Annotated in this window: 18 protein-coding genes; 10 read left to right on the top strand and 8 right to left on the bottom strand. The window is 63.4% G+C overall.

Translation table 11 applies throughout. The features are described 5' to 3' along the window. Nucleotides 1–40: 40 nt before the first annotated feature. The 6 genes from JQ574_RS11830 to JQ574_RS11805 all read left to right on the top strand — a co-directional run bounded on the left by JQ574_RS11830 (nucleotide 41) and on the right by JQ574_RS11805 (nucleotide 9138). The gene (locus JQ574_RS11830) at nucleotides 41–670 is read left to right on the top strand and encodes a LysR family transcriptional regulator (RefSeq protein WP_212383544.1); all 630 of its coding nucleotides are present in this window, start codon (nucleotides 41–43) and stop codon (nucleotides 668–670) included. 7 nt (nucleotides 671–677) lie between these two features. After that, nucleotides 678–1520: an aldo/keto reductase gene (locus tag JQ574_RS11825; protein ID WP_212208441.1), complete on the top strand. Its 843-nt coding sequence runs from the start codon at nucleotides 678–680 to the stop codon at nucleotides 1518–1520. Nucleotides 1521–1801: 281 nt separating this feature from the next. Beyond that, nucleotides 1802–2746 carry a DMT family transporter gene (locus JQ574_RS11820; RefSeq protein WP_249119302.1) on the top strand — a complete coding sequence of 315 codons (945 nt, stop codon included), beginning with the start codon at nucleotides 1802–1804 and terminating at the stop codon, nucleotides 2744–2746. Nucleotides 2747–2949: 203 nt separating this feature from the next. Continuing rightward, nucleotides 2950–6612 (top strand): autotransporter domain-containing protein, encoded by a 3663-nt coding sequence (locus JQ574_RS11815; protein WP_312018262.1) that lies wholly within the window; start codon nucleotides 2950–2952, stop codon nucleotides 6610–6612. A 98-nt stretch (nucleotides 6613–6710) separates the two neighbouring features. Then, nucleotides 6711–7793, top strand: coding sequence for a zinc-binding dehydrogenase (locus tag JQ574_RS11810; RefSeq protein WP_212208439.1), 1083 nt, complete (start codon nucleotides 6711–6713; stop codon nucleotides 7791–7793). A gap of 172 nt (nucleotides 7794–7965) precedes the next feature. Then, a complete protein-coding gene (locus JQ574_RS11805; protein WP_212208438.1) occupies nucleotides 7966–9138 on the top strand; it encodes a fumarylacetoacetate hydrolase family protein in 1173 nt (390 codons plus the stop codon). Nucleotides 9139–9278: 140 nt separating this feature from the next. Here the strand turns inward: JQ574_RS11805 and JQ574_RS11800 are convergent, their stop codons facing one another. Both JQ574_RS11800 and JQ574_RS11795 read right to left on the bottom strand, forming a co-directional pair. After that, nucleotides 9279–9494 (bottom strand): hypothetical protein, encoded by a 216-nt coding sequence (locus JQ574_RS11800; protein WP_212208437.1) that lies wholly within the window; start codon nucleotides 9492–9494, stop codon nucleotides 9279–9281. 193 nt (nucleotides 9495–9687) lie between these two features. Beyond that, complete coding sequence (locus JQ574_RS11795; protein WP_212208436.1) at nucleotides 9688–11748, bottom strand: ATP-dependent helicase; 2061 nt, start codon at nucleotides 11746–11748, stop codon at nucleotides 9688–9690. A gap of 206 nt (nucleotides 11749–11954) precedes the next feature. Here JQ574_RS11795 and JQ574_RS11790 point away from each other — a divergent pair, with 206 nt between their 5' ends. The 3 genes from JQ574_RS11790 to JQ574_RS11780 are packed head-to-tail and all read left to right on the top strand — an operon-like array spanning nucleotide 11955 to nucleotide 15556. After that, the gene (locus JQ574_RS11790) at nucleotides 11955–13988 is read left to right on the top strand and encodes a VTT domain-containing protein (RefSeq protein ID WP_212208435.1); all 2034 of its coding nucleotides are present in this window, start codon (nucleotides 11955–11957) and stop codon (nucleotides 13986–13988) included. Further along, nucleotides 13985–14677 (top strand): endonuclease/exonuclease/phosphatase family protein, encoded by a 693-nt coding sequence (locus tag JQ574_RS11785; RefSeq protein ID WP_312014595.1) that lies wholly within the window; start codon nucleotides 13985–13987, stop codon nucleotides 14675–14677. The genes JQ574_RS11790 and JQ574_RS11785 overlap by 4 nt, the downstream gene beginning before the upstream one ends. 36 nt (nucleotides 14678–14713) lie before the next feature. After that, nucleotides 14714–15556: a GNAT family N-acetyltransferase gene (locus JQ574_RS11780; protein ID WP_212208433.1), complete on the top strand. Its 843-nt coding sequence runs from the start codon at nucleotides 14714–14716 to the stop codon at nucleotides 15554–15556. A 5-nt stretch (nucleotides 15557–15561) separates the two neighbouring features. On the opposite strand, the gene fsrB is transcribed toward JQ574_RS11780, so the two are convergent. From fsrB to JQ574_RS11765, 3 genes are all read right to left on the bottom strand, one after another. Next, nucleotides 15562–16851, bottom strand: coding sequence for a siderophore utilization protein FsrB (gene fsrB / locus JQ574_RS11775; protein WP_212383542.1), 1290 nt, complete (start codon nucleotides 16849–16851; stop codon nucleotides 15562–15564). A gap of 25 nt (nucleotides 16852–16876) precedes the next feature. Further along, complete coding sequence (locus JQ574_RS11770; RefSeq protein ID WP_212208591.1) at nucleotides 16877–18865, bottom strand: TonB-dependent siderophore receptor; 1989 nt, start codon at nucleotides 18863–18865, stop codon at nucleotides 16877–16879. 540 nt (nucleotides 18866–19405) lie between these two features. Continuing rightward, a complete protein-coding gene (locus tag JQ574_RS11765) occupies nucleotides 19406–20359 on the bottom strand; it encodes a cyclase family protein (RefSeq protein WP_212208431.1) in 954 nt (317 codons plus the stop codon). A 231-nt stretch (nucleotides 20360–20590) separates the two neighbouring features. Here JQ574_RS11765 and JQ574_RS11760 point away from each other — a divergent pair, with 231 nt between their 5' ends. Then, on the top strand, nucleotides 20591–20869 hold the full coding sequence (locus tag JQ574_RS11760; RefSeq protein ID WP_212208430.1) for a hypothetical protein: 279 nt from the start codon (nucleotides 20591–20593) through the stop codon (nucleotides 20867–20869). Nucleotides 20870–20888: 19 nt separating this feature from the next. On the opposite strand, the gene JQ574_RS11755 is transcribed toward JQ574_RS11760, so the two are convergent. From JQ574_RS11755 to JQ574_RS11745, 3 genes are all read right to left on the bottom strand, one after another. After that, nucleotides 20889–21233 carry a hypothetical protein gene (locus JQ574_RS11755; RefSeq protein WP_212208429.1) on the bottom strand — a complete coding sequence of 115 codons (345 nt, stop codon included), beginning with the start codon at nucleotides 21231–21233 and terminating at the stop codon, nucleotides 20889–20891. A 233-nt stretch (nucleotides 21234–21466) separates the two neighbouring features. Then, on the bottom strand, nucleotides 21467–23680 hold the full coding sequence (locus JQ574_RS11750; RefSeq protein WP_212208428.1) for a tetratricopeptide repeat protein: 2214 nt from the start codon (nucleotides 23678–23680) through the stop codon (nucleotides 21467–21469). 204 nt (nucleotides 23681–23884) lie between these two features. After that, nucleotides 23885–25324, bottom strand: a complete 1440-nt coding sequence (locus tag JQ574_RS11745) for an IS1182 family transposase (protein WP_212383578.1) — start codon at nucleotides 25322–25324, stop codon at nucleotides 23885–23887. Nucleotides 25325–25387 lie beyond the last annotated feature (63 nt).

The raw sequence follows: 25387 nt of genomic DNA, 5'->3' as shown, positions 1-25387 counted from the left end.
ATTGCAAGGCCAGGGCCCATCAGTGACAAACTGCAGCGCGATGACCTACACCCTTCCACCACTCAATGCGCTTCGCGCATTCGAAGCCGCTGCGCGACATCTCAGCTTCAAACTGGCTGCGCACGAGCTGCATGTGACACCCGCCGCCGTGGGGCAGCAGGTGAAAGCGCTGGAGGCGCGCCTCGGCGTACGCCTGTTCGAGCGGCTGCACAAACAGCTCATCCTGACCGCGGCCGGCCAGGCCTATCTGCCCGAAATATCCGACGGCTTTCGTCTGATCGCCGATGCGACCACCCGGTTGAAGCCGGCCGGCGCGGTGCTGCTGCAGTTGGGGCTCCATGGCAGCTTCGACCTGCGCCGGCTGGAGTTGGCGGCGTTTCGCGGCGCGCATGTGGAAATCGGTTTGCGGGTGCTGCAGCCCGCCGGCCTGCACGAGCTGGTCGGGGGCAAAGTCGACCTGCTGATCGCCCGCGGTCTTGGCCACCATCCGGGCTATCGCTGCGACCGCGTCAATGAGGGATCCGGTTTGGGCGATTGGCTGATTGCGCCCGAAGGCACCGCTGACTGTCCTGAGGTCGTCAGCTTCCGCGATTGGCTGCGCGCGCTGCCGGTCGAGAACCCGCTCGAAGTCCATCGCCGTCCTCGTCTGGTCGGCAACATCAGAAGTTGAGGCGATCGTGAAGCAGAAAAAATTCGGCGTCAAAGGCCCGGAAGTGTCCGTCATCGGGCAGGGCACCTGGTACATCGATCGCGGCGACCGCAAAAGCGCGGTCGCAGCACTATGCCGCGGCATCGAGCTCGGCATGACCCATGTCGACACCGCCGAAATGTATGGCGATGCCGAACCCGTGATCGCGGAGGCGATGGCCGCCGGCAAGCGCGAGGATCTCTATCTCGTCTCCAAGGTGCTGCCGAGCAACGCGTCGCGTCGCGGCACCATTGCCGCCTGCGAGCGATCGCTGAAGCGGCTGAAGACCGATCACCTCGACTGCTACCTGCTGCACTGGCGCGGATCCCATGAGCTTGAAGACACCGTGGCGGCGTTCGATCAGTTGATATCAGCCGGAAAAATCCGCTCATGGGGTGTCAGCAATTTCGACACCGACGATCTCAACGAATTGCTGGCGGTCGCCGGGCAGGGCAGGATCGCCTGCAACCAGGTGCTCTATCATTTGCAGGAGCGCGCGATCGAGCATGCTGTCATCCCGTGGTGCGAACGGCACGGTGTTGCCGTCGTCGCCTATTCACCGTTCGGTCACAATGATTTTCCCTCGCCGCACAGCAGGGAAGGGCAGGTGTTGCAGGCGATTGCCGACGCGCGCCACGTCACCGCGCGGCAGATCGCGCTCGCGTTTCTGACGCGCCTTGCAGCGGTGTTTGCAATTCCGAAAGCCGCGAGCGCGGAGCATGCCGCGGACAATGCGGCGGCGGGAAAGTTGACGCTGAGCGCCAGCGAGATCGAAGCCCTCGACAAGGCCTTTCCGCGTGGCCCGAAGCCGCGCGGTCTGCCGATGCTCTGATAGAAGCCTCGAAGGATGAATCGGCCACCGACGGGCCGTCACCCTTCGAGGCGCGCAAGAGCGCGCACCTCAGGACGACGGATTGCGACGCTTTGGCAGATGACGGTTCTTAACAAAGTGTTGCAATCGCGCCCTCAGCGCATATCCGCATCCCGTTATCGGACCTTGTTGTTCCGCCTCAGATAGCGTTTTTTAGAGCCTCGCCCGATTCGATCATTATTGCTTTCGAGATTGCCGTGACACCGCCCCCCGCCGCAGCCGCCAGGCTGGACAGCGCGCCATTGCCGTTGCCCGAGAAGAAGTACTTCACTCCCAAAGCGCCCGCTCGTGCCGATCGTCCGTTCAAGGGCATCGCGCTGATCCTGGCGTCGACGGTCTTCCTCGGCGTCTCTGACGTGACGGCCAAATATCTGTCCGCGACGCTGCCCTCGATCGAGATCGCCTGGATCCGCTTCGTGGTGTTCGCCATGATCATGACGCCGGCGATGCTGCCGGGCTCACCGCTGTTTGCGTTGCAGACCAGGCGGCCCGGCCTGCATTTGATGCGCGGCCTCACCGTGCTGGCCTCTTCGCTGTTCTTCATCTCCGGCCTGCGGTTTCTCCCGATCGCGGAAGCCTCCGCCACCGGCTTCGTCGCGCCGCTGCTCGTTACCGCGCTGTCGATCGTGTTCCTGAGCGAGAAGGTCGGCCTGCGCCGCTGGATCGCGACTGGCGTCGGCCTGATCGGCGTCATCATCATCCTGCGGCCGGGCACCGGTGCGTTTCACCCCGCGGCGTTCTTTCCGCTGGTCTCGGCGCTGGCCTGGGCCTGCACGCTGATCATGACGCGGATGATGAGCGGCACCGAGCGCGCCATCACCGTGATGACCTATTCGTCGATCGCGGGCGTCTGCATCCTCAGCGCATTGGTGCCGTTCGTCTGGGTGACGCCGACCTGGCACGACATCGCCTTCGGCATCTTCATCGGCGTCGCCTCGACCGCGGGACAGTGGATCGTGGTGCTGGCGTTCCGTTACGCCGATGCCTCAGTGCTGGCGCCGTTCTCCTATACGCAATTGCTCTGGGTCAGCATCCTCGGCTTCCTGATCTTCGGCGAAGTCCCTGACGTCTACACCGTGACCGGTGCCTGCTTCATCGTCGCCAGTGGCCTCTACACAGCCCATCGCGAACGGGTGCGCCGCTCGCAGCTGCTGACGGTCGCGGCCGAGTCGTCGCCGAACGCCTGAGCGGGTCCCGGCCGACGCCCTTGCGCTGGATGAGAGGGGCGCCGCCCTCCAAGCGTTGCCCGGGTACCACAGGTGCCCCGGAAAACGCCCATTTTCCGGTGTCAAAACAAGGGATTCCCGGCAAACCGTAATTGTACGGTGGAACCCATGCTAGGTTGTGCCCGGACAGCGCCGCAGAGCGCTGGGGGTACTGGGGTTTGGGCGTGGTTTTTAAGTCGGCATCGGGCGTGGAAAAACGGCTGCGGCAGCGCGTGGCCGGGCTGCTGTTTGGCATTGGCCTGGCGTTCGCGGCGGTGCCGGCGGCACAAGCGCAGTCCGTCTGGGGCGGCACCGGCAGCACGACCGTTACAAGCGACTACAGCCTCGGCACCAACTGGTCCAATCCGCCGGCCGGTGCGCCGCCGATCCTTCCGACACAGGCGGCCGTTTTCGGTTCGACGGGATCAGCGACGATAACCATCGGTGCCGGTCCGATGTTGCCGGACTCCTGGACCTTCAACGCCAATTCGCTTTCGTTCACGATCAGCGGGAACCCGGTTGCCTTCAGCCTGTCAGGGCCAACCGGCGGCCTTATCAACAGCGCCAACACCGGCCAAACCATTACCATCTCCGCCAACGTCACTGATGGTATCGGTGGTCCCATCATGGTGCAGCAAACCGGCAACAGCACATTGGTGCTTGCGGGCACCAATGGCTATTCCGGCGGGACGGTGATTTCAGCCGGAACGGTGCAAGTAACGAACGCGGATTCGGTCGGCAGCGGCACGATCACGCTGAGCGGCGGTACCTTCCAGATGCAGTCGCCGACGGTCGTGAGCGTTGCTTTCACCAACAACATCGCCGTCAGCGCCGCCGGCGGCACGGTCGACGCGAACGGCGCCGAGGTCAATCTTCAGGGCGTGATGGCTGACGGCGCCGGCGCCGGCGTTTTGCGTTTGATCGACTCGACCGGCTCCGCGACAGCCAACGTTCAGCTATCGGGCACCAATACCTACACCGGCGGGACGCTGGTGGTTGGGACCACGGTGCTGGTCACCAATTCCTCTTCGGTCGGCACCGGAACGGTGACGCTCGACAATGCCGCATTCAAAGCCGACGGCGCCGGCGACATCACCTTCACCAATAATTTCAGGATCAATAACTCCGGCGCAGGCGCTACGATCGACGCCAACGGCATCATACTGACCATTGCCGGCAACATCTCCGACGGCGTCGGCGCGGGTAAGCTGACGGTGGACAGTGCGGGCGGTGGCACCGTCGTCCTGCTCGGCAACAACACCTATACCGGCGGCACGGAAATCTGCAATTGCGTGGCATTGCAGCTCGGCGATGCGACGCATACGGCGTCGCTCGTTGGCGATATCACCAACTTCGGGCGTCTCGATGTCGTCAACGCCAACACGTCCGGCATCACTTCGCTGACCAATGACGGCGGCGCGGCGAATTTTCTCAATGCGACCTCCGCCGGTAGCATGACCATCAACAACATCAATGGCGGCCAGCTCACCTTTGGCGTTTTCGGCGGTACCGATACGGCCACCGCGGGTAGTGTTACCATCATCAACGATGGCGGCAGCGCGGTCGGCTTCTTCGCCAACACCAACGCCGGCACCGCGAAGATCACCAATCAGAACGCGGCCCAGCTGGTTTTCGTCGACCGGGCCTCGGCCGGGTTCGCGACCATCACCAACGACAATTTCGGCACGACGGCGTTCGGCCAGGCCTTCGGAACGGATACTGCGAGCGCCGGCAGCGCCACGATCACCAACAATAATTTGGGGTTGACCGAGTTCAACGCATCGTCCACCGCGGCCAACGCCACCATCATCACCAACAACGGCGGCGCGACCGGTTTCTTCGACAACAGCACCGCCGGCAACGCCAAAATCATCACCAATGACGGCGGCACCACCAGCTTCTTCGACAACGCCAACGGCGGCACCGCGCAGTTCATCACCAACGGCACCGGCTCTGTCGAATTCGGCGGCAGCGCTGGTCCGAACGGTGATGGGCGCATCACGGTGGGCTCGCTTGCCGGTTCCGGCAATTACTATATCGGCGGCGGCAATACCCTGGTCGTTGGTGGCAACAACCTCTCCACCGAGGTGACCGGCGTGATTGCCGATGATTGCGGCTGCTTCCCGGGTCCCGGCTCGCTGGAGAAGGTCGGCACCGGCAACCTGATCCTGTCCGGCGTCAACGCCTACACCGGCAGCACGACGGTGAACGGCGGCATACTCACCGTCAACGGTTCGATCGTCGCGTCGAGCGGCGTGACCGTCAACGCCGGCGGCACGCTCGCCGGCAACGGCATCGTCGGCAACACCACGATCAACGGCGGCGCGTTGGCGTCCGGTAACTCGATTGGCCTGCTCACCGTGCAGGGCAGTCTTCTGTTCACGGCGGCGGCCAGTTACATGGTGGAAGTCTCGCCCACCACGGCCGACCGCACCAATGCGACGGGCGTTGCGACGCTCGGCGGCGCCACGGTCAATGTGAGCTTCGAACCCGGCAACTACGTCGCCAAGCAGTACACCATCCTCAACGCTGCCGGCGGCATCAGTGGCGCGTTCAACCCGGTGGTCGGCAACGTTGCTCCGAATTTCAAGACCAGCCTGAGCTACGACGCCAACAATGTTTATCTCAACCTCGCGCTCAGTTTCACCAATGGTCTCACGCCGAACCAGCAGAACGTCGCCAACGCGTTGACGAATGCCTTCAATTCCGGCGGCGGCGTTCCGGTCGCGGTCGGCTCCCTGACGCCCGCAGGCCTGACGCAGATCTCGGGCGAGCTCGCGACCGGCTCGCAGCAGTCGACCTTCGATGCGATGAACATCTTCCTCGGTCTGTTGACCGATCCCTTCATCGCGGGCCGCAACGGCGGCGCCAGCGTCGGCGGCGGCGCGACGCCGTATTCCGAGGAGAGCGGTTCGTATGCCTATGCCGCGAAGAACAAGGGTACGGCGCGCGACGCCTTCGCCAAATTCCCGACCAAGGCCGATGTCGCACGCAACGATTTGTTCGATCAGCGCTGGAGCGTGTGGGGCTCGGCCTTTGGCGGCGGCAGCAACAGCGAGGGCAACGCCAACCTGGGATCGAACAACGCCTCGGTGCGCGCGTTCGGTCTCGCCGCCGGCGCGGACTACCGGATCTCGCCATCGACGCTGGTCGGCTTCGCGCTGTCCGGCGGCGGCACCAATTTCAACGTCAATGGCTCGGGCTACGGGCGGTCGGACCTGTTCCAGGCCGGCGCCTTCGTGCGCCATAATGTCGGTGCAGCCTATGTCACCGCCGCGGCGGTCTATGGCTGGCAGGACGTCACGACGGATCGCACCGTCACCGTGGCCGGCGTCGACCGCCTGCGCGCTGAGTTCAACGCCAATGCCTGGTCAGGACGCGTCGAAGGCGGCTACCGCTACGTCACGCCTTGGATGGGCATCACGCCCTATGCCGCCGGCCAGTTCACCACCTATCAATTGCCGGCCTATGCCGAACAGGTGGTGTCGGGTTCGAATGCCTTTGCGCTGAACTATGCGGCAAAGGATGTCACCACTGGGCGCAGCGAACTTGGCGTCCGGCTCGACCGCTCCTTTGCGATGCAGAACGCGGTCCTCACGCTGCGCGGCCGCGCCGCCTGGGCGCATAATTTCAACACCGATCGCAGCATCACGGCGCTGTTCCAGTCGGTGCCCGGCGCCACCTTCCTCGTCAGCGGTGCGGCGCAGGCGCCGAACACCGCGCTGACCACGGCCTCCGCCGAAATGAAGTGGCTGAATGGCTGGTCGGCGGCGGCCACCTTCGAGGGCGAATTCTCCGACATCACCCGCTCCTATGCGGGCAAGGGCGTCATTCGCTACAGCTGGTGACGCCGTCTTCCGGGGTGAACCTCCGCGTGTTTTCGTTCTTTCCTTCCGCAGCCAGCTGTGGGAGAGGAAAAGATAACGAATAACAGGAGAGAACGCCGATGCGGGCTGCAATCTTCCGGAACGGTGAGATCGTCGTCGACCAGATGCCGGAGCCCAAGCCGGGCCCGGGCATGGTGCTGGTCAAATCACTGGCCTGCGGCATTTGCGGCTCAGACCTGCACGCGCGCAAGCACGCCCACCGCATGGTTGAACTTGCAAAACATTTTCCCGGCCGAAAGCCGATGGACCTTTCGCGTGACGTCGTGTTCGGCCACGAATTCTGCTGCGAAATTCTCGACTACGGCCCGGGTGCCACGCGAAAACTCAAGGCCGGCACCAGGGTATGTTCGCTGCCGGCGCTGCTGACCGCGGAAGGCCCGCAGGGCATCGGCTATTCCAACGACAATGTCGGCGCCTATGCCGAGCGCATGCTGCTCAGCGAAGCGCTGCTGCTCGAAGTCCCGAACGGCTTGGCGGCCGAGCATGCGGCGCTGACCGAGCCGCTGGCGGTCGGCGTTCACGCGGTTGCGAAAGCCAATATCAAAGGCGGCGAAGTGCCGCTGGTGATCGGCTGCGGCCCGGTCGGGCTTGCCGTGATCGCCGCCCTCAAGATCAGGGGATTGCACCCGATCGTAGCGGCGGATTATTCGCCGGCGCGCCGGGCGCTCGCTGAAAAACTCGGCGCCGATATCGTCGTCGACCCTGCGCGCACGCAACCTTATACGACATGGGCCGAGCACGCCGCGATGTCGCCGGAGGAGAAGGCCGCGCGGCCGCCGCTGCAGGCCCTGTTGCCGGCGCTGAAGCCCGCGCTGATCTTCGAATGCGTCGGCATCCCCGGCGTGATCCAGCAGGTGTTCGAAGGCGCGCCGCGCGATGCGCGCATCGTCGTGGTCGGAGTCTGCATGGAGACCGACCGCTCCGAGCCGATGCTCGGCATCCTCAAGGAGCTCAACGTCCAATATGTGCTCGGCTACACACCCGATGAATTCGCCTATTCCCTGCGCCTGATCGCGGAAGGCGAGGTCGATGCGGCCTCGCTGGTGACCGCAAGCGTCGGCATCAACGGCGTCGCGCAGGCGTTCGCAGATCTGGCCAATCCGGAGCGGCACACCAAGATCATCGTGGAGCCGTGGCGGTAGATCTTATGTCGTCCCGGCCTTGAGCTCAGATGTGCAATTGCACATCGGGGGACCCATACGCCGCAGCGGAAATTGTTGAGCAGACTGGGCGACGACTTTTTCAACAACAGATGACCGGGATTATGGGTCCCGGCGTTCGCCGGGACGACGAATAGATAGAGGGAGCCAGGAAATGATCACACTGACCGCAAGAGACGTCCTGCCGGAAGACGGCGCTGATGGCACGCTGGTGGGGCGGGTCTGGATGCCTGATCTCGCAGGCCCGGCTGTGGTCGCCGTCCGCAACGACGGCGTCTTCGACGTCAGTGCACGGTTCTCCACCGTCAGTGCGCTGTGCGACGAGGCCAACCCCGCGGAGGCGCTGCGCGGCACCGCGGGGACGCGGATCGGTGACCTCGAAAGCATCGTCGCCAACACGCCGCCCGATCGGCGTGACCGGGCAAAGCCCTGGCTGCTGGCGCCGCTCGACCTGCAGGTCCTGAAAGCCGCGGGAGTCACGTTCGCGATCTCGATGCTGGAGCGCGTGATCGAGGAGCGGGCGCGCGGCAATCCGGCCTCGGCGGACGCAATCCGCAAGGAAGTGGTGCGGCTGGTCGGCGACGACCTTTCAAAACTCAAGCCCGGCTCAGGCGAAGCGATGAAGCTGAAGGCGGTGCTGATCGAGCAGAACGCCTGGAGCCAGTACCTGGAAGTCGGCATCGGTCCCGACGCCGAAGTGTTCACCAAGGCGCCGACGATGTCTTCCGTCGGCACCGGCATGGACGCCGGCCTGCATCCGAAATCGACCTGGAACAATCCGGAGCCGGAAGTCGTGCTTGTGGTGTCGAGCCGCGGCACGATCGTCGGCGCGATGCTCGGCAACGACGTCAATCTGCGCGACTTCGAGGGGCGCTCGGCGCTGCTGTTGTCGAAAGCCAAGGACAACAACGCCTCCTGCGCGGTTGGCCCGCTGCTGCGGCTGTTCGACAACGGTTTTTCGCTCGATGACGTCAGAAAAATGGATGTCGGGCTGACCGTGAACGGACAGGACGGTTTTGTCCTCGACGGCCATTCCTCGATCAGCAAGATCAGCCGCGACCCCACCGACCTCGTCGCGCAAACCATCGGGCCCGTGCATCAATACCCTGATGGTTTTGCGCTGTTCCTCGGCACGATGTTCGCACCCGTGAAAGACCGCGATGCACCGGGCGAGGGCTTTACCCACAAGCGCGACGACATCGTCACGATCTCCGCGCCCCAGCTAGGCAAGCTTGTCAACCGCATGCGCACCAGCGACGAATGCGAGCCCTGGACCTTTGGCATCGGCGAATTGATGCGAAATCTGGCGAAGCGGAAGGTGCTGTAGCGTTGCTTCGTAGGGTGGGTTAGCGACTTGTCCGCCGTAGCTCGAAGAGCGAAGGCGGAAGCGTAACCCACCTCTTTTGTTGCCACGTTCACGGTGGGTTACGGCTTCGCCTAACCCACCCTACGATCTGACGCTTCTGGTTACGGCATCACGAGCGTAATCACGCCGTCCTCGATCACCCCGTCCTTGATGCCGTCGCGCGCCATCGATTCGATGACGGGCCATTTCTCGCGGAACAGAACCGACGCCTCCTGCATGCTTGGCGCGTCGACCTTGACGCAGCAGGCCCGACGTTCACCGTCATTCGCGATCTGAAAGAAGAAATTGTAGCCACCCGGTTCCCCATCGCCATTCATCCGATTTCGTTCATGTCGCATTCAGTTGTCCCCTGATTTGCGTCGATCGGGGATCAGTTGCGTTTTCAATTTGGATTTTCGTGCGGCGCGATTGTGTCGCAGGAAATTTTCGCCGCACCTGTTGCAAACATAAGACAATTGGAACCAGCGCAGCTCCGCGAACTGCTCATCTCATCGGCAGATGCCCAGCGGACTAGCGCCACATCCCGCGCATGCGTGCACCGACATCAATGCGCGGACCATTGCTCGCGGGCCGATCGCCTCCCGCCACCGCGAGCGGCCAAATCGTCTTGTCGAACAGGGCGAGCAGGCGATCGGGAATGAAACGGGTTCTCGACGCATAGACGTGGCGGTCGCCCTTCGCGTGCTGCCCGTGCGTGAAGAAACGCTGCGGGACGACAAGATGCAGATCGTCCTTGGCCCGGGTCATGGCGACGTAAAGCAGCCGTCGTTCTTCTTCGATCTCAGCCGTCGTTCCGGTACCGAGGTCGGAGGGCATGCAGCCGTCGACCACATTGAGCACGTACACCGATTTCCACTCCTGGCCCTTGGCGGAGTGGATCGTCGACAGGATCAAATAGTCCTCGTCGAGCAGGGGAACGCCGGCCTGGTCGCTGGTGGCGTCCGGCGGATCGAGCGTCAGTTCGGTGAGGAAGCGTTCACGGGACGCATATCCGCTCGCGATTTGTTCAAGCTGGACGAGGTCGGCCCGGCGGGTTTCGGCATCCTCGTGAATGCGGTCGAGGTGCGGCTCGTACCACGAACGGGCGCGTTCGAGATCGGCCGGCCAGTTTGAATGACGCAGGTCCGCAATGGCAGCAATGAATGTCTTCCAGTCCTCGCCGGCGCGGGGCGGGATCGGCGCCCGGGCGAGAGCTGCGATCGGTTCGAGATCGTCAGCCATATGATCAAGCACGCGCTGCGCCGAGGCGGGGCCGACGCCCGGGATCAGGTGCATCAGGCGGAAGCCGGCCACACGGTCGCGCGGGTTCTCGACGAAGCGCAGCAGCGCCAGCATGTCCTTGACGTGGGCGGCGTCGAGGAATTTCAAACCGCCAAATTTGACGAACGGGATGTTGCGCCGGGTCAACTCGACTTCCAGCGGACCGCTATGGCTGGATGTCCGGAACAGGACGGCTTGCTCCTTCAGGCGCGCGCCGGACTCCCGGTTCTCCAGGACGCGTTCCACGATGCAGCGCGCCTGGTCGGCTTCGTCGCGCACCGTGACGAGTTGAGGTCTCGTGCCCGAACTCCGGTCGGTCCATAGATTCTTGGTGAAGCGCTCGCGCGCCAGATCGATCACGCCGTTGGCTGCGGCCAGAATGGCCTGTGTCGACCGATAGTTGCGGTCAAGAGTGATGATGCTGGCCGGTGGCGAGAATTGCGTGGGGAAGTCGAGGATGTTGCGCACGGTCGCAGCGCGGAATGAATAGATCGCCTGCGCATCGTCGCCGACGACCGTGAGGCCGTGGCCGCCGGGCTTGAGTGCCAACAGAATGGACGACTGCAGACGGTTGGTGTCCTGGTATTCATCGACCAGGACATGGTCGAAGCGGCCGCCGATATCGTCGGCGATTTCAGGCTCGTTCATGGTCTGCGACCAGTAGAGCAGGAGATCGTCATAATCCAGCACGTTCTGGCGCTGCTTGGCCTCGACATAGCCGGCGAACAGCTCTTTCAGTTCGGCGGCCCACCCTGCGCACCAGGGGAACGATGCCCCCAAAACCTGCTCGATCGGCGCTTCGGCGTTGACGCATCGCGAGTAGATCGCAAGACACGTACCCTTGGTCGGGAAACGGTTTTCGGTCTTGGAGAAGCCGAGATCATGCCGGACCAGATTCATGAGGTCGGCGGAGTCTTCGCGGTCGTGGATCGTGAAGGCGGGGTTGAGGCCGATCTGATCGGAGTATTCACGAAGCAGACGCGCGCCGATGCCGTGGAAGGTGCCCGCCCAGGCCAGGGCATCGGTCATGATGCCGGCGTTGTCACCCATCACCTTCCGCGCGATCCGTTCAACGCGCCTGGTCATTTCGGACGCGGCGCGGCGTGAAAACGTCATCAGAAGAATGCGGCGGGGGTCGGCGCCGCTGACGATCAGATGGGCCACGCGATGCGCAAGCGTGTTGGTCTTGCCGGATCCGGCTCCGGCAATCACCAGCAAGGGCGCGAAGGGGCCCGGTCCGATCGCGCCATGCTCGACCGCGCGGCGCTGTTCCGGATTGAGATTGTCGAGATAGGCAGCGGCGATTGACACGAATGGTTCGTCCCCAGGAGCGAATCAACGGTCACTGATTCTCGCTTTGTTCGCAATGATCCCTCGCCCATTGCCGGAAGGAACTCAGCCAGTTCCCGGGCGTTTGAATGGGATATGTACTCGTTCCGCAGAGGTGACAACTGCTTCAACGTGCATCGATTCTCGTCCCTGGCCAGACCATCTGGAAAAAGGGCGAAGCAAGCCGGGTGGCGGTGCTGAACGACGCGGCCGAATATTTCGCGGCCCTGCGGGACGTGCTGCTTCACGCGGAGCGGCAGGTCTATATCGTCGGCTGGGATATGCACAGCGAGACCGACCTGGTGGGGCCGTCAGGCCGGGCCGAAGATGGCTTGCCGGTCAGGCTCGGCGCCTTCCTGAAGGCCTTGCTGCAGAGCAAGCCGGCGCTGCGCATCAACATCCTGACCTGGGATTTCGCGGCGCTATATGCCTCGGAGCGCGAATGGAATTCCGCCAAGAAATTCACTTCCGGATGTGACGGACGGCTTTGCTTCTGCCTGGATGCCTGTCTGCCGCTGGGCTCCGCCCAGCATCAGAAGATCGTCGTGGTCGACAATGCGATCGCCTTCGTCGGCGGCCTCGACCTCACGATCCGCAGGTGGGACACCAGCGAGCACTGTCTCGATCATCCGTTGCGCCGCGATCCCGACGGCAAGCCTTACCCGCCATTCCACGATGTCCAGTGCATGGTCGAGGGATCGGCGGCTGCCGCGCTCGGCGAAATCGCAGTGGCGAGGTGGACGGCGGCCGGCTGCACCAGCGAACCTTTGCTGCCCGTCGCAGGCGACCATTGGCCGGCATCCGTACCGGCGCAGGCGCGGGCGATTACGGCCGGCATCGCGAGAACCGAACCGAAAACCGAGACCTGCGAGGAAATAGATGAGGTCGCCCGGTTGTTCGAGGCCTCGATCAACGCGGCGAACCGCTTCATCTATATCGAGAACCAGTTCACCAGCGCGAACGAGATCGCGCGTTCGCTGGCGCGGCGGATGGTGGACGTTCCCGCGCTGCGTGTTCTCATCGTGACTCCGAAGGGACATTCGTCTTGGTTCGAATCCCAGGCGATGCAAGGCGGCCGCGGAGGCTTTCTCGATCCGTTCGTTGCCGCCGGCGTCACCGATCGTCTTCGTATCCTCTATCCGTCGGTCGCCGATGAGAAATCATCCGCGGCGGTGATGGTGCACAGCAAGGTCATGATCGTCGACGACGGCTTTCTCCGCGTCGGCTCCGCCAACATCAACAACCGCTCGATGGGGGCGGATACCGAATGCGACCTGGCGTTCGAGGCGACGTCCGAACGTCACCGCGATTTCATCCGCCGCCTGCGGCGCCGGTTGATCGGGCACTTTTGCGGGCTTGAAGAAGCTGTGATCGCTGATAACGAGGACGACCTGTTCGGATTTATCGAACGCCATGCGGCGAGTGGCGCGGGCAGGGCGCTGGTGCCGATCGATTTTGAACATGCGCCGGCGCTGATCGGCATCGTGCAGCCGATCGCGGATCCCAGGCATCCGCTCAACCTTCAGCGCACCGCACGGCGGATGTGGAACGGGCGTACCGTGATGGCGGCGGCCGGCACTGCGGTCGCGCTGGCGGGGCTGGCCCTTGCCTGGCGCTATACGCCGCTGAGCAGCTACACCGATCTCGGATACGTAGCCTCGCTGATTTCGCAGCACGCGCAGTCGGCATTCGCACCGCTGTATGCGGTTGCGCTGTTTGTGCTGGGCGGGCTGGTGGTATTTCCGGTGATCGTCCTGATTGCCGCGACGGCGGCGGCGCTGGGGCCCTGGATCGGTGCCCTCAGCGCCACCGTCGGGGTCCTCTTGAGCTCACTGCTGTTGTTCATGATTGGCCGTCTCATGGGTCACAAACGCCTTCAGGCGGTACTCGGCGCTCGCGCCTTGCGCGTACAGAAACGCGTCGCCGGCCGGGGTGTTGTCGCGGTGGCGATGATCCGGATGGTCCCGATCGCTCCATTTACGCTGGTCAACCTTCTGGCCGGCGCGAGCCAGCTCCGACTGAGCGACTTTCTGATCGGAACCCTGCTTGGAATGGCGCCGGGCATCATTATGATGGCCGCGCTGGGCGCGCAGATCGCGGACTTCGCCAGGAATGCCTCATGGTCGAACATCGTGCCGCTCGGCCTGACCATCGTGCTGTGGATCGCGGTTTGTCTCGCGGTCCAGTTCCTGGTGACCTGGCTGAGCGGTCGGCGCACGTGACGGGTACGCTGCGCGTCATGACATGGAACGTGCACGGCACGTTCAATCTCAATCCCGATTTCGACCTTGAAGGCGTCTGTTCGGTCATCGAGAGATGGTCGCCTGACGTCGTCGCGCTGCAGGAGGTCGACTCGCGCGGACGTTCCGACGATGTTTTCGGACGGCTGGCGGACGCCGTCGGCGAGCATCGTGTGGAGGCCCGCTCGATCGTCGCGCAGGACGGTCACTATGGGCAGACCCTGCTGAGCCAATGGCCCTTCGCCTGCGAACCCACAGTGACGGACGTCTCCTATCAGGAGAGGGAACCGCGCCGGGCGATCTCTGCGCGCATCCTTACGCCGATCGGCGAAGTGACTGTGGTGGCGACCCATCTTGGCCTCTCCATGCACGAGCGTTATGCGCAGGCGCAGGCGCTCGCCGCGCTGGTGAATGCGCCCCGGACCATCGTCCTCGGCGACTTCAACGACTGGTTCTGGTTCAAGTCGGTGCGCCGGGCGCTGGCGGCGCGGTGTCCGGTTCGAACCCGCCTGCGGACGTTTCCGTCCCGGCTTCCCATCCTGCGTCTCGACCGCATCTACGCCACGCCGAGCGGGACGATCGTGAACGCGTGGACCGATGACAAGGCGAGGAGTTGCTCAGATCATCTGCCTGTTATTGCGGACATCGCGTTTTCGCATGATAATTTGTGATATCGGTTGACTATTCCATTCGAGCGATCGCCCGCCATGAATGATTTGCGCATCCGGCCGATGCAGCCCGACGAAATCTCGATAGCCGTCGATTGGGCGGCGGCCGAAGGCTGGAACCCGGGCTTTACCGACGACGCGTGCTTCGCAACCGTCGATCCCCAGGGCTTCCTCATCGGCGAGCTCGATGGCGCGCCGGCCGCGACCGTCTCCTGCGTCAATTACAGCGATCATTTTTCCTTCCTCGGTTTCTATATCGTGCGTGCGGATCTGCGCGGCCGCGGCTACGGTCTGCGGATATGGAACGCGGCCATCGCGCATGCGGGATCGCGCGTGATCGGGCTCGACGGCGTGGTGGCGCAGCAGCAAAACTATCGGCGGTCCGGCTTCGAACTGGCCTATGCCAATGTCCGTTACGGCGGCACCGTCGCTGCCCCTCCTGTGCGACAGGCGGGTATGGTCGCGCTCGCCGAAATCCCGATGGCGGCCGTGGAGGCCTACGATGCGACCGTGTTTCCGGCGCCGCGCGCCGCGTTCCTGCGCGCCTGGATCAGTTCGCCCGGGCATAGCGGCCGCGCGCTGCTGCGCGATGGCGCGCTTGCCGGATGGGGCGTGATCCGTCCATGCCGGCAGGGCCACAAGATCGGCCCGCTGGTCGCCGACGACCGCGCCACGGCCGAGGCGATTCTGTCGGCTTTGCTGGCCGATGTGGGCGGCGGCGAGGTCTTCCTCGACGTGCCCGCCATCAACCGCGACGCCGTCGCGTTGGCGCAGGATCTGGGGCTCACGCCGGTGTTCGAGACGGCGCGAATGTATACCGGCGCGATTCCGCCGTTGCGGCTGGACCGGGTGTTCGGCGTCACGACCTTTGAGCTCGGGTAGCCGCGCTATTCCGCGGGTGCGAGCTGTCCGCCAGGGCGTGATGTTGCGGTCTGGCGCACCCGGACGCGGGCACGGCGCTTGCGCCACCAGATCACGACGCCGGTCACCGACAGCGCCGCAACCACCAGTCCCATGATCGAGATCAGGATGCGGCCGGGCAGCCCGACGATACGGCCGGAATGCAGGGGGAATTGCGCCTGCACGAAGATGTCGGCGGCGGTGCCGACCCACGGCAGTCGCGCGCCGATCGGCCGTCCGTCCTCGCTGTCGTAATAAAGCTGCGCCGGGCCGACGCCGCCGCTGCCATGATCGTCGCCGGGGTGGAAGAAGGCCGCGGCATAGACGCCGTGCGCCGGGCCATAATTGATCGAGCCGACCGGCGTGGTCCAGCCGCGGGCCTTGCCATCGGCGGCCGCACGCGCGGCGATGTCGGCAAAGCTGACCCTGGGTTCGATCGGATCGTCGAGATGCCGGTACGGACGCTGCTCATAGGGCGTCGGGGTGTAGTCCGACACCGTCTTCATCAACGGCGAGAACACCTCGAAATACAGGTTGAGCGAGAACGCCGTGAAGGCGATCACGAACAGCAGCGCCCAGGTCCACAGGCTGAAGGCGCGGTGGAGGTCGAAATTGATCCGGTAAGCGCTGCCCGAGGTCTTGACCTTCCAGGCCGGCGCCCAGCGCGCCCAGAAGCCGCGGCCGAGCTCGCGCTCGACGGCAGCGGCGCGGCCCACCCGGGCGCGGCGACGCGACGGCAGCGTCAGATAGAAACCGACGAAGCAATCGATGGTCCAGATGATGGCAATGACGCCGAGCACGCGCATGCCCCAGCGGTCGCTGCCCCAGAACTCCGGAATGTGCATGGTGTAGTGCAGCTTGTAGAGGAACGAGACGAAGTTCTCGCGCGTCACCGGCCACACCGCGCCCCAGTAGCGCCGCCCGAGCTCCGCGCCGGTGTTGGGATCGAGGAAGATCTGATTGTAATCGAGGCTGAATCGCTTGCCGGTGGCGGGATCGATCCGCGGCAGCACGAAGAACCACAGCGAGTGGTCCTTTTCCGGCGTCATGAACATGTGGATGACGCGCGCGCGGGGGTCTCGCTGCTCGATCAGCTTGACGAGATCGACGGAGGGTATCGCCGGACCGCTGCTGGTCACGTCGAACAGATGCTTGTTGAGCGCGTCGTCAATCTCGTGATCCCACGAGATGATCGCGCCGGTAATGCCCGAGAAAAACAGAAAGCCGGCGGTGAGAAGGCCGGCCCAGCGATGCAGTCGCCCGAAGATCGCTCTCATGGCGTTCGCCCGTGTAGAGGTTGCCTCACCATCGATAGGTCACCTTGCCGATCGCCTTGCGCCCCTCCGCGTAGAAGCATCCCGACAGGCTGTAGCAGGCGGCGACATAGCGCGTGTCGGCGAGATTGGTGACGTTCAGCGAGAGGCGCCAATTGTCCTTGTTATAGGCGAGCAGCGCATCCAGTACGGTGGCCGCTTCGACCTTGAAGGTGTTGGCGTCATTGCCCCAGGTCGCGCCGACATAGCGGATGCCGCCGCCGAACTGGACCCCGGCAAGCGGCCCGCTCCGCAGCGTGTAGTCGCTCCACAGCGAGGTGCGGTTGAGCGGCACCGTGGGGGGCGCCTTGCCGACATTGACCGGGTCCTGCGTGATCACGGCGTCGACATAGGCGTAGGCGGCGCGCAGGTTCCAGCCATCGGCCAGCGATACCGTGCCTTCGAGCTCGATGCCGCGCGACTTCACCTGGCCGGTCTGTTCGGCGGTATAGAGCGGTGGCGGGTATGTAACGACGTTGGAGCGCGTCAGGTCGAACGCCGCGAACGTGAACAGGGCGTTCAGGCCGACCGGCTGGTACTTGACGCCGACCTCATACTGAACGCCGGTCTCGGGGTTGAGCAACTGGCCCGCCGCGTTGGTCGCCAGCACCGGCAGGAAAGATTCCGAATAGCTGATATATGGCGCGATGCCGTTGTCGAAATTGTACATGACGGCTGCGCGGCCGGTGAACGCCGAGGCGTCGGTCGTGGCCGAGGTGTTGAACAGACCGCTGTCGACCTTCGTGGTGACGAAATCCTGGCGGCCGCCGAGTTGGAACGAGAGCCGGCCGAGCTTGATCTGGTCCTGCGCGTAGAGCCCGACCTGCGATTGCTTGATGCCGGTGTTGTCGCTCATGGCCCCGATGGCCCAGTCGTAGCTGTAGACCGGGGCGAACACGTTGATCTCGGGGGCCGAGGTCGTCACGCCATAGGCGGTGTCGCGGAACGAGGTGTTGCGGTAGTCTATACCCACCAGCGTGGTGTGGCTGAGGAAGCCGGTGGTGAACTTGCCCTGCAGCTGATTGTCGACCGCGAAGGAATTGATGTACGAGTTGCTCGTGCTGCCGTAGCGCGCGAGCAGACCTGCGGCCTCGTTGGTGTAGCCGCCGCCATAGAACACTTTTTCTTCGTTGTGCTGGTAGGCGTAGCGCAGATTCTGCCGGAAGGTGACGGCGTCGCTGAAGTTGTGCGAGAGCTGGTAGCCGGCGGTCGCGATCTCGGTGTTGAAGGCGTCGAAACTGGGCACGCCCGCGAAAAACGAGACCGGGATGGTGCGGCCGTTATTGGGCCACACCGTGCCCGAAGCCGGCAGGAACTGCAGTCCCCATCCGGCCCTGTCCCTCTGATAGTTGGCCAGGAAGGTGATGGTCGTATCCTCGTTCGGCTTGAAGGTGACGGCCGGCGCGATGAAGACGCGGTTGTCCTTGGTGAAGTCGACCTGGGTCTCGCCGTCGCGAACGACGCCGGTCAGCCGCCACAGCACGGTGCCTTCCTTGTTGGCGGGGCCGCCCATGTCGAACTGGCCCTGATAGCGGTTGAAGCTGCCGCCCGAGATCGAGGCTTCACCGAACTGCTGCGCGGTCGGCAGCTTGGTCACGTAATTGAGGATGCCGCCGGTGCCGCTGCCGCCATACATCGCCGACGACGGCCCCTTGAGGACCTCCAGCCGCTCGGCACCGTATGGATCGAGACCGTTGAAATGCACGTAGTTGCTGGACGGCACCCGCAGACCGTCGATGTAGAGGCCCGGCATGGTCATGTCGAAGCCGCGGATCTGCAGGCCGCCGAAGCGCGTGTCGGAGCCGCCGTTGACATCGCCGCTGACGCCAGCGGTGTAGCGCAACGCCTCGCCGATCGACACCGCGCCCTGGTTTCTGACCTGGTCGGTGGTGACGACGGAAATCGATTGCGGGGTTTCGATGAGCGGCGTGTCGGTCTTGGTCGCGGTGGCGGAGCGGGTCGCGACGAAGCCCTGCACCGGACCATTGGCGCGCTCGCCGGCGCCGGGACCCGATGGGATCGCAGCCGGCGCCGCTTGCGGCGCGCGGGCGGCGCGATTGGCGCGCGCGCCGCGCGCGGTTGCCGCGCGGCGGGACGGTTGGGCCGCGGCCGGGCGCGCCCGCTGCTGCGGCGATTCCACTGTGATTGGCGGCAGTGACGACTGCGCCAGCGCGGCGCCCGTCGGCAGGGCGAGGGCAAATCCGCTGACTGCCCCGAGGCAGATCATCCGTGTCAGTTGAAGTCGGGTGGCGAAAGGCGAGTGGAACTCTTTTGGTATCACGCTGCGATGTATCCTGAAGCCTGCCGGCTTGGCCGGTACGATTTTTTTGAGGCTTCGCTCTAACGCAGGCACCTTCGCAACGCGATGGGTGGTTACTAGAATTGCTCCAGATTGAAAACTTCCATTTTATGGATGGTCGCGCGACGTCCGCTCTGCTTCCAGAGCGGACATCCACGGCGCCCGGGCGTGATCGCGGCTTCCGATCGTCGAAGCCCCGGGTTCTTCGAACAGCCGCCGTTATCTCACCGCGACCGGCGACACTGTCGAGCCCGAGCCGCCCTGAATCTTGAGCGGCTGCATCACGAAGGCGAATTCCCCGACGCCCTTTTGCGCGAGTTCGTCGAGTTTCATGTTCTCCAGCAGGTGGATGCCGTTCACCACGAGCGCGAGCTGGTGCACCGGCAGCGACAATTGCTTGTCGGGGTTGGGCGCGACCTCGACCGGCCAGTTGTCGGCGCCGAGCAGCATCGGGTCTTTCGCAGCAAGCCAGAGCGCGGCCGGCACGCCGATGCCCGGGCAGGATTTCACGTAGCGCGGATTGTCCTTGCCGTAGAGCTTGCCCCAGCCGGTGTGGATGACCACCGCGTCGCCAGGCTGCAGCGTCAGGTTCTGCTTCTTCAGCGCGCCCTCGAGATCCTCCACGGTGATTTCGTAATTGTCACCCAGCATCTCGACGCCCTTGAATCCCGCGACGTCGATCAGGACGCCGCGCGTGAACAACGTGCCGACATTATGGATGCCGAACTTCTTGAAGCCGGTGCGATCGACATTCTCGTCGACCTTCTGGCAATTGTACCAGCTGTTGAGATGGGTCTGGTGCGCAAAACCGTCGAACTGCGTGCCGACCTGGCCGAGTTCGGTGATGATGATCTCTTCGTTCGAGCCGCGCATGTTGGAGAACTGGTTCATGAAGGTGCGCTTGGTGTGCACGTCGAAGCGCCGTGTCCCGAAGAACGCCATGCTGGGACCGAGCACGTGCGCGAGCTCGATGACCTCGCCGCTCTTGATCAGCTTCGCGGCGTTCATTACGGCTGCGGGTTTCTGGTGATTGGCCGAACCGCGCTCGTCGGCCGCGCCCCATTTCGATGGGCAACGCTGGCTTTCCGCCGGAACGGTCCAGCTTGGCGCCTGCGCATAGGCGGCGGCGGAAAACGCAAGCGTGATCGCCGCACCCAAAGTGAATGCTTTCATCCCTGTTCCTCCCAAGAGCGGGTGCTCTGGAAAACGGCACCCCAGGATTGAGTATGCGGGTCCCGTCCAGCCGGTTCAAGGCATGACAACGTGCCTGAGACGATGTGCCATCCGGGCGAGGTAATCCATGATGCCCAAGCAGACCATGCACCGCAGCAAACAACATGGTGCTGCTTCCGACGAAAAACACGCTAGATTGAAGTCGCCACGTGCTCGCGATTCGGAGGAGCCATGTCCACACAGCGCCGGCGAGGCTTGCAGGGTGCGGGTCCAGCGAAGCGATCAACCGTCGAGAAATATTCTGCCCGGCGATTTCCGATTCAGCATGAAATTCAGAAACTGGAAGAAGAACTGAATGCCTTCAACGACCGGATCGCAGAACTGGAAGATGAAGGTCACCGCGGCCATGCGATGAACGTGTTGAAGGAAAATGCGATAGATCTTGCGCGACGGATCGACGAACTTCGCAGCTTGCTCGTCGACCCCACAAAGAGAGGCCGGTCTCCGTAGGCTGCTTCAATCCATGCCCTCAGTCCCTGAGGGCTTTCTCGTGAGCTTTCAGCGCGGCCGCCATCAGCTTCGGAAGGTTCCTGGCGTAGGACTCGATGAAGGCCGCATCGCCGCACGCCTGGGGGGCGCGGGCGGCCTGCTCGGCGATGCGAGCGGCCTTTGCCTCGCACTTCGCGAAGATGTGCCAAAACCATTCCGGCTTTTTGGCCATCGCTTGCTTATGCCTCTTGAGGACTGCGGCCCCAACGGCGCTCATCGCACTTACCGCGCCCGCGCTCAGGGTACTGAGGGCTTGTGCGCTGATGATATCTTCGCGCGCTTGCGCGGGTCCGGTGGCTGCGGTTGCTCGAGCTTTGGTCGGCATGATCGGCTCCTGATGCGCCCCATCTCGATCATCTGCCCGCGAAGTTGAGGAACACTCAATTTAAATAGGTTGCGAACCGTTCTGGATTTCGCTCCGTTTTATGTATCTTTTTAGATTTTCCGATGGCTTAGCTTCAAAGAAGGCTTAGCTTCAAGGAAGGCGTTGCTTCAAAGCAGTGCAGGGGCAAGACGCGGACGCGGCCGGTCGTGTCGCCGCTTGCGCCGCCAGGCGCGTCATTGTTCCAGCCCTTTGGCGATCTTGCCCTTGATCTTCTTCGCTTCGGCTGGATCGGGCTTGAGCGACAACGCCTGCTCCCAGGATTTGCGCGCCTCGTCCTGGCGTCCCGCCCGCCAGTGCACATCGCCGAGATGGTCTCTTATTTCGCTGAACGTTGGTTCGAGTGCGGCCGCGCGCTCCAGGACCTTGATCGCCTCCGGGTAGTCGCCGAGGCGGTAGTGCGCCCAGCCGAGACTGTCGAGCATGTTGCCGTCATCCGGCCTGAGCTTGACGGCCTTCTCGAGCAGCGCCAGGCCTTCCCTGAGCTTGAGGTTCCGCTCGACCCAGTTATAGCCGAGTTGATTGAGCACGTCGGGTTGATCGGGGTCGAGCTCCATCGCCTTGAGAAAATCCGCCTCCGCCTGCGGCCATTTGCCGAGCCGCTCAAAGCTCACGCCGCGGTAAAGCCACCAGGTCCAGTGCGCCTTTTCCGGCTTGCCGGCCAGTTCGATCACCTTGCCGTAATCCCTGGCGGCACGATCGAAATCGTTTCTGCGGCGCCAGGCATCGCCGCGACCGCTATATGCCCGCATATTTTTCGGATCGAGGCGGATCGCCTCGCTGAAATCCTTGATGGCGCGGTCGTTATCGCTCTTGCTGGCGTAGACGCTGCCGCGATTGGCATAGGCCGCCGCATCCTTCGGCCTGAGGCGGATCGCCTCGTCGTACTCCTTGATGGCGCGTTCAGAATCGCCCTTGGCGACGAAAACAGCGGCGCGATTGAAATAGGCAGCCACATATGTCGGATCGTGGCGGATCGCCTCGCTGTAGTCAGCGATGGCGCGGTCGTTGTCGCCCTTCTCCCGGTGGATATTGCCGCGATTGTAATAGGCAATCACATATTTCGGATCGAGGCGGATGGCCTCGTCGAAATCCTTGATGGCGCGGTCGTTATCGCGCTTGCTGGAGTGGACGACGCCGCGGTTGTAATAGGCCTTGGCATCCTTCGGATCGAGACTGATCGCCTCGTCGAAGTCCTTGATGGCGGGGTCGTAATCGCCCTTGTAGGAGTTGACAGACCCGCGATTGAAATAAGCAGCCGCATATTTCGGGTCGATGCGGATCGCCTCGCTGTAATCCTTGATGGCGCGGTCGTTATCGCCCTTGTCCTTGTGGGCATTGCCGCGATTGAAGTAGGCAACCACAAATTTCGGGTCGAGGCGGATGGCTTCGTCGAAATCCCTGATGGCGCGGTCGTGATCGCCCTTCTCGGAATAGGCGTGTCCGCGATCGTTATAGTCGTCGGCATTCTTTGGTATCAGCGCCGTTTGCCCCGCTCTCGGCCGCAGCCGTGCCGCCTCGTCGAAATCCTTCCTGGCCCGGGCAGGGTCTCTCTTGCTTTCATAGGCCCGCCCGCGGATCTCATAGGCTAGCGCATATTTCGGATCGAGGCGGATCGCCTCGTCGTACTCCTTGATGGCGCGGTCGTAGTCGCCTTTGAAGAAGTAGGCGCCGCCACGATGCAAATGGGCGCTCGCATCTTTCGGATTGAGGCGGATCGCCTCGCTGTAATCCTTGATGGCGCGGTCGTGATCGCGCTTGCCGGTGTAGGCAAGCCCGCGATTGAAATAGGCCTCCGCAAAATTCGGATCGAGGCGGATCGCCTCGTCGTGATCCCTGATGGCGCGGTCGTGGTCGCCCTTGCCGGAGTAGGCATTGCCGCGATTGCTATAGGCATCCGCCAATTTCGGATCGAGGCGGATCGCCTCGTCGTGATCCCTGATGGCACGGTCGTTGTCGCCCTTGCCGTGGTAGGCCTTGCCGCGACCGGTATAAGCCAGCGCATATTTCGGATTGAGGCGGATCGCCTCGTCCAGGTCCTTGATGGCGCGGTCGTAATCGCCCTTCATGAAGTACGCGCGGCCGCGGGCGTTATAGGCACGTTCCAATTTCGGATCGAGGCGGATCGCCTCGTCGTAATCCTTGATGGCGCGGTCGTTATCAACAGTGCCGTAGGCATAGCCGCGATTGACATAGGCGTTGGCGCGGCTCGTCTCGCTCTCTGCCGCGCCGCGCGCCAACACCTGCGTGCATCCGGCGATCTTGCGTTCCTGGTCGGCGATTTGACCGCAATCCTCCCACGCCTTGTCCGCCGCGCGGGCCGGCGGTGGGAGCAGGGGCAGGAACGCCAGAGCCAGGATGAGGGCTAAGAAACGGCAACGCCGGAACATCACGTACTCCATCCAAAGCGCGCAAGGGGGAGGCGGCGCGGCGCATATTGTCGTCACGGCGTGGATCGCCCCCCGGGCATGGCCAGCAAAGCCTGCGATGAGAATGAGCCCGCTTGGTAAGTCTGACCGACGTCTCCTTCGGTTCTTGGCCGTGTAAAAACACCCTTCCAAGGAAGTCGGTGAGAAGCCAGGACCGGTTCGGTCTCACGCCGCGATCGCAGCCATCAGCGGCTTGGTCCCGACGATGTTCATGACCCGTGTCAGGTTATAGGCGAGGACCGAGAGTGCCATCTCGGCGGCTACTTTTGGAAGCGTTTTGGTGAGGAAATGTGTCGCTCCCATGCGGGCTTTCATCGTGCCGAACGGATGCTCGACCGTCTCGCGACGCAGGCGCATGGCTTGTGGGTTTGCATCAAGGCGCTGCTGCACAGCTTCGAGTAGATGCTCATGCTCCCATCGTGGAATCCGCCGCTCTGGCCCTGTCGTGCACTGCGATTTAAGCGAACATTCCTGACAGGCTGTGGTCCAGTAGCGCCGTAGCCGCTTGCCGTCCTCCTCGCTCGTAAAGCGATAAGGCAGTTGTTCCCCGGCTGGACAGCGATAGGCGTCCTCATCTGGCAAATAGACAAAGTCCTGCTTGCCGAAGCGGCCATCTGACTTGGCACCCGACGTCTGCGGCTTGGGCAGAGTTACCGTGATGCCGGCCTCGTGACACGCGAGGATCTCCAGGCTGCTGAAGTAGCCGCGATCGGCAACGGCCTCGAGCGTCTCGGTCTCGAGAACAGCCTTGGCCTGCCTGGCCATATTGGCCAGTTGAGCCCGATCTGAGCCGCTGTTCGTTACCTCATGCGTCACAATCAGATGATGCTCGGTATCCACGGCGACCTGCACGTTGTAGCCGACGACGCCGGACCCACGCCCGCTCGTCGCCATCGAACGGCTATCGGGATCGGTCAGTGAGATTTGCTGGTCGGGCGAAGCGAGCATCTGCTTCTCGTAAACGGCAAGCTTGCCCATTTCCTCCTTCAGCTTCGTCAGTTTCTCGGTAAGCCTCGTCACCTTCGCGGCCAGTGCCTCCGTCGGCTCCTGCCGGTCGGCCGTGTCAAGTTGGCTCAGATAGCGCGCGACGCTCTCCTCCAGCTGGGCACGCCGCCGTTCCACCTTCGCCCGCGTGAAGTTCTTGTCCCGATTGTTCACGGCCTTGAACTTGCTGCCATCGATGGCAACGCTCGCCGTCGCGAGGAGACCCATCTCTCGGCAGAGTTCGACGAAGCGCGCACATACCCTGCGCAGCGCCAGGCCATTGTCTTGGCGGAAGTCCGCAATCGTCTTGTGATCAGGTGCGAGCCGACCCAGCAGCCACATGACTTCGACATTGCGCCCGGCCTCGCGTTCGAGCCGCCGGCTCGACTGCACCCGGTTCAGATAGCCGTAGATGTAAAGCTTGAGGAGAACCGAGGGGTGGTACGATGGCCGACCAGTCGCCGCTGGTTCCACTCCCTCAAAGCTCATCTCAGCCAAATCGAGCGTATCGACAAACACGTCGATCACGCGAACGGGGTTGCTCTCGTCAATGAAATCATCAAGGCATTCGGGCAATAGCGTCCACTGCCCACGATCCGCCTGCTCAACGAAGCGCCGCATCAGCTTCCCCCGCAGAATCACGAGAGAATAATAGCAAAGCAGCGGCGTTTTCACACAGCCAGG

Origin of the sequence: Bradyrhizobium sp. AUGA SZCCT0158, assembly GCF_018130065.1 — a bacterium.
Lineage (GTDB): Bacteria > Pseudomonadota > Alphaproteobacteria > Rhizobiales > Xanthobacteraceae > Bradyrhizobium.
The sequence above is the reverse complement of the archived record's forward strand: the minus strand, read 5'-3'. Positions and strand labels throughout refer to the sequence as shown.

Coding starts and splice junctions, on each gene's coding strand:
- JQ574_RS11830 (WP_212383544.1), top strand. CDS start 41: ATGACCTACACCCTTCCACCACTCAATGCGCTTCGCGCATTCGAAGCC.
- JQ574_RS11810 (WP_212208439.1), top strand. CDS start 6,711: ATGCGGGCTGCAATCTTCCGGAACGGTGAGATCGTCGTCGACCAGATG.
- JQ574_RS11805 (WP_212208438.1), top strand. CDS start 7,966: ATGATCACACTGACCGCAAGAGACGTCCTGCCGGAAGACGGCGCTGAT.
- JQ574_RS11800 (WP_212208437.1), bottom strand. CDS start 9,494: ATGAATGGCGATGGGGAACCGGGTGGCTACAATTTCTTCTTTCAGATC.
- JQ574_RS11780 (WP_212208433.1), top strand. CDS start 14,714: ATGAATGATTTGCGCATCCGGCCGATGCAGCCCGACGAAATCTCGATA.
- fsrB (WP_212383542.1), bottom strand. CDS start 16,851: ATGAGAGCGATCTTCGGGCGACTGCATCGCTGGGCCGGCCTTCTCACC.
- JQ574_RS11765 (WP_212208431.1), bottom strand. CDS start 20,359: ATGAAAGCATTCACTTTGGGTGCGGCGATCACGCTTGCGTTTTCCGCC.
- JQ574_RS11760 (WP_212208430.1), top strand. CDS start 20,591: ATGTCCACACAGCGCCGGCGAGGCTTGCAGGGTGCGGGTCCAGCGAAG.
- JQ574_RS11755 (WP_212208429.1), bottom strand. CDS start 21,233: ATGCCGACCAAAGCTCGAGCAACCGCAGCCACCGGACCCGCGCAAGCG.
- JQ574_RS11750 (WP_212208428.1), bottom strand. CDS start 23,680: ATGTTCCGGCGTTGCCGTTTCTTAGCCCTCATCCTGGCTCTGGCGTTC.
- JQ574_RS11745 (WP_212383578.1), bottom strand. CDS start 25,324: ATGCGGCGCTTCGTTGAGCAGGCGGATCGTGGGCAGTGGACGCTATTG.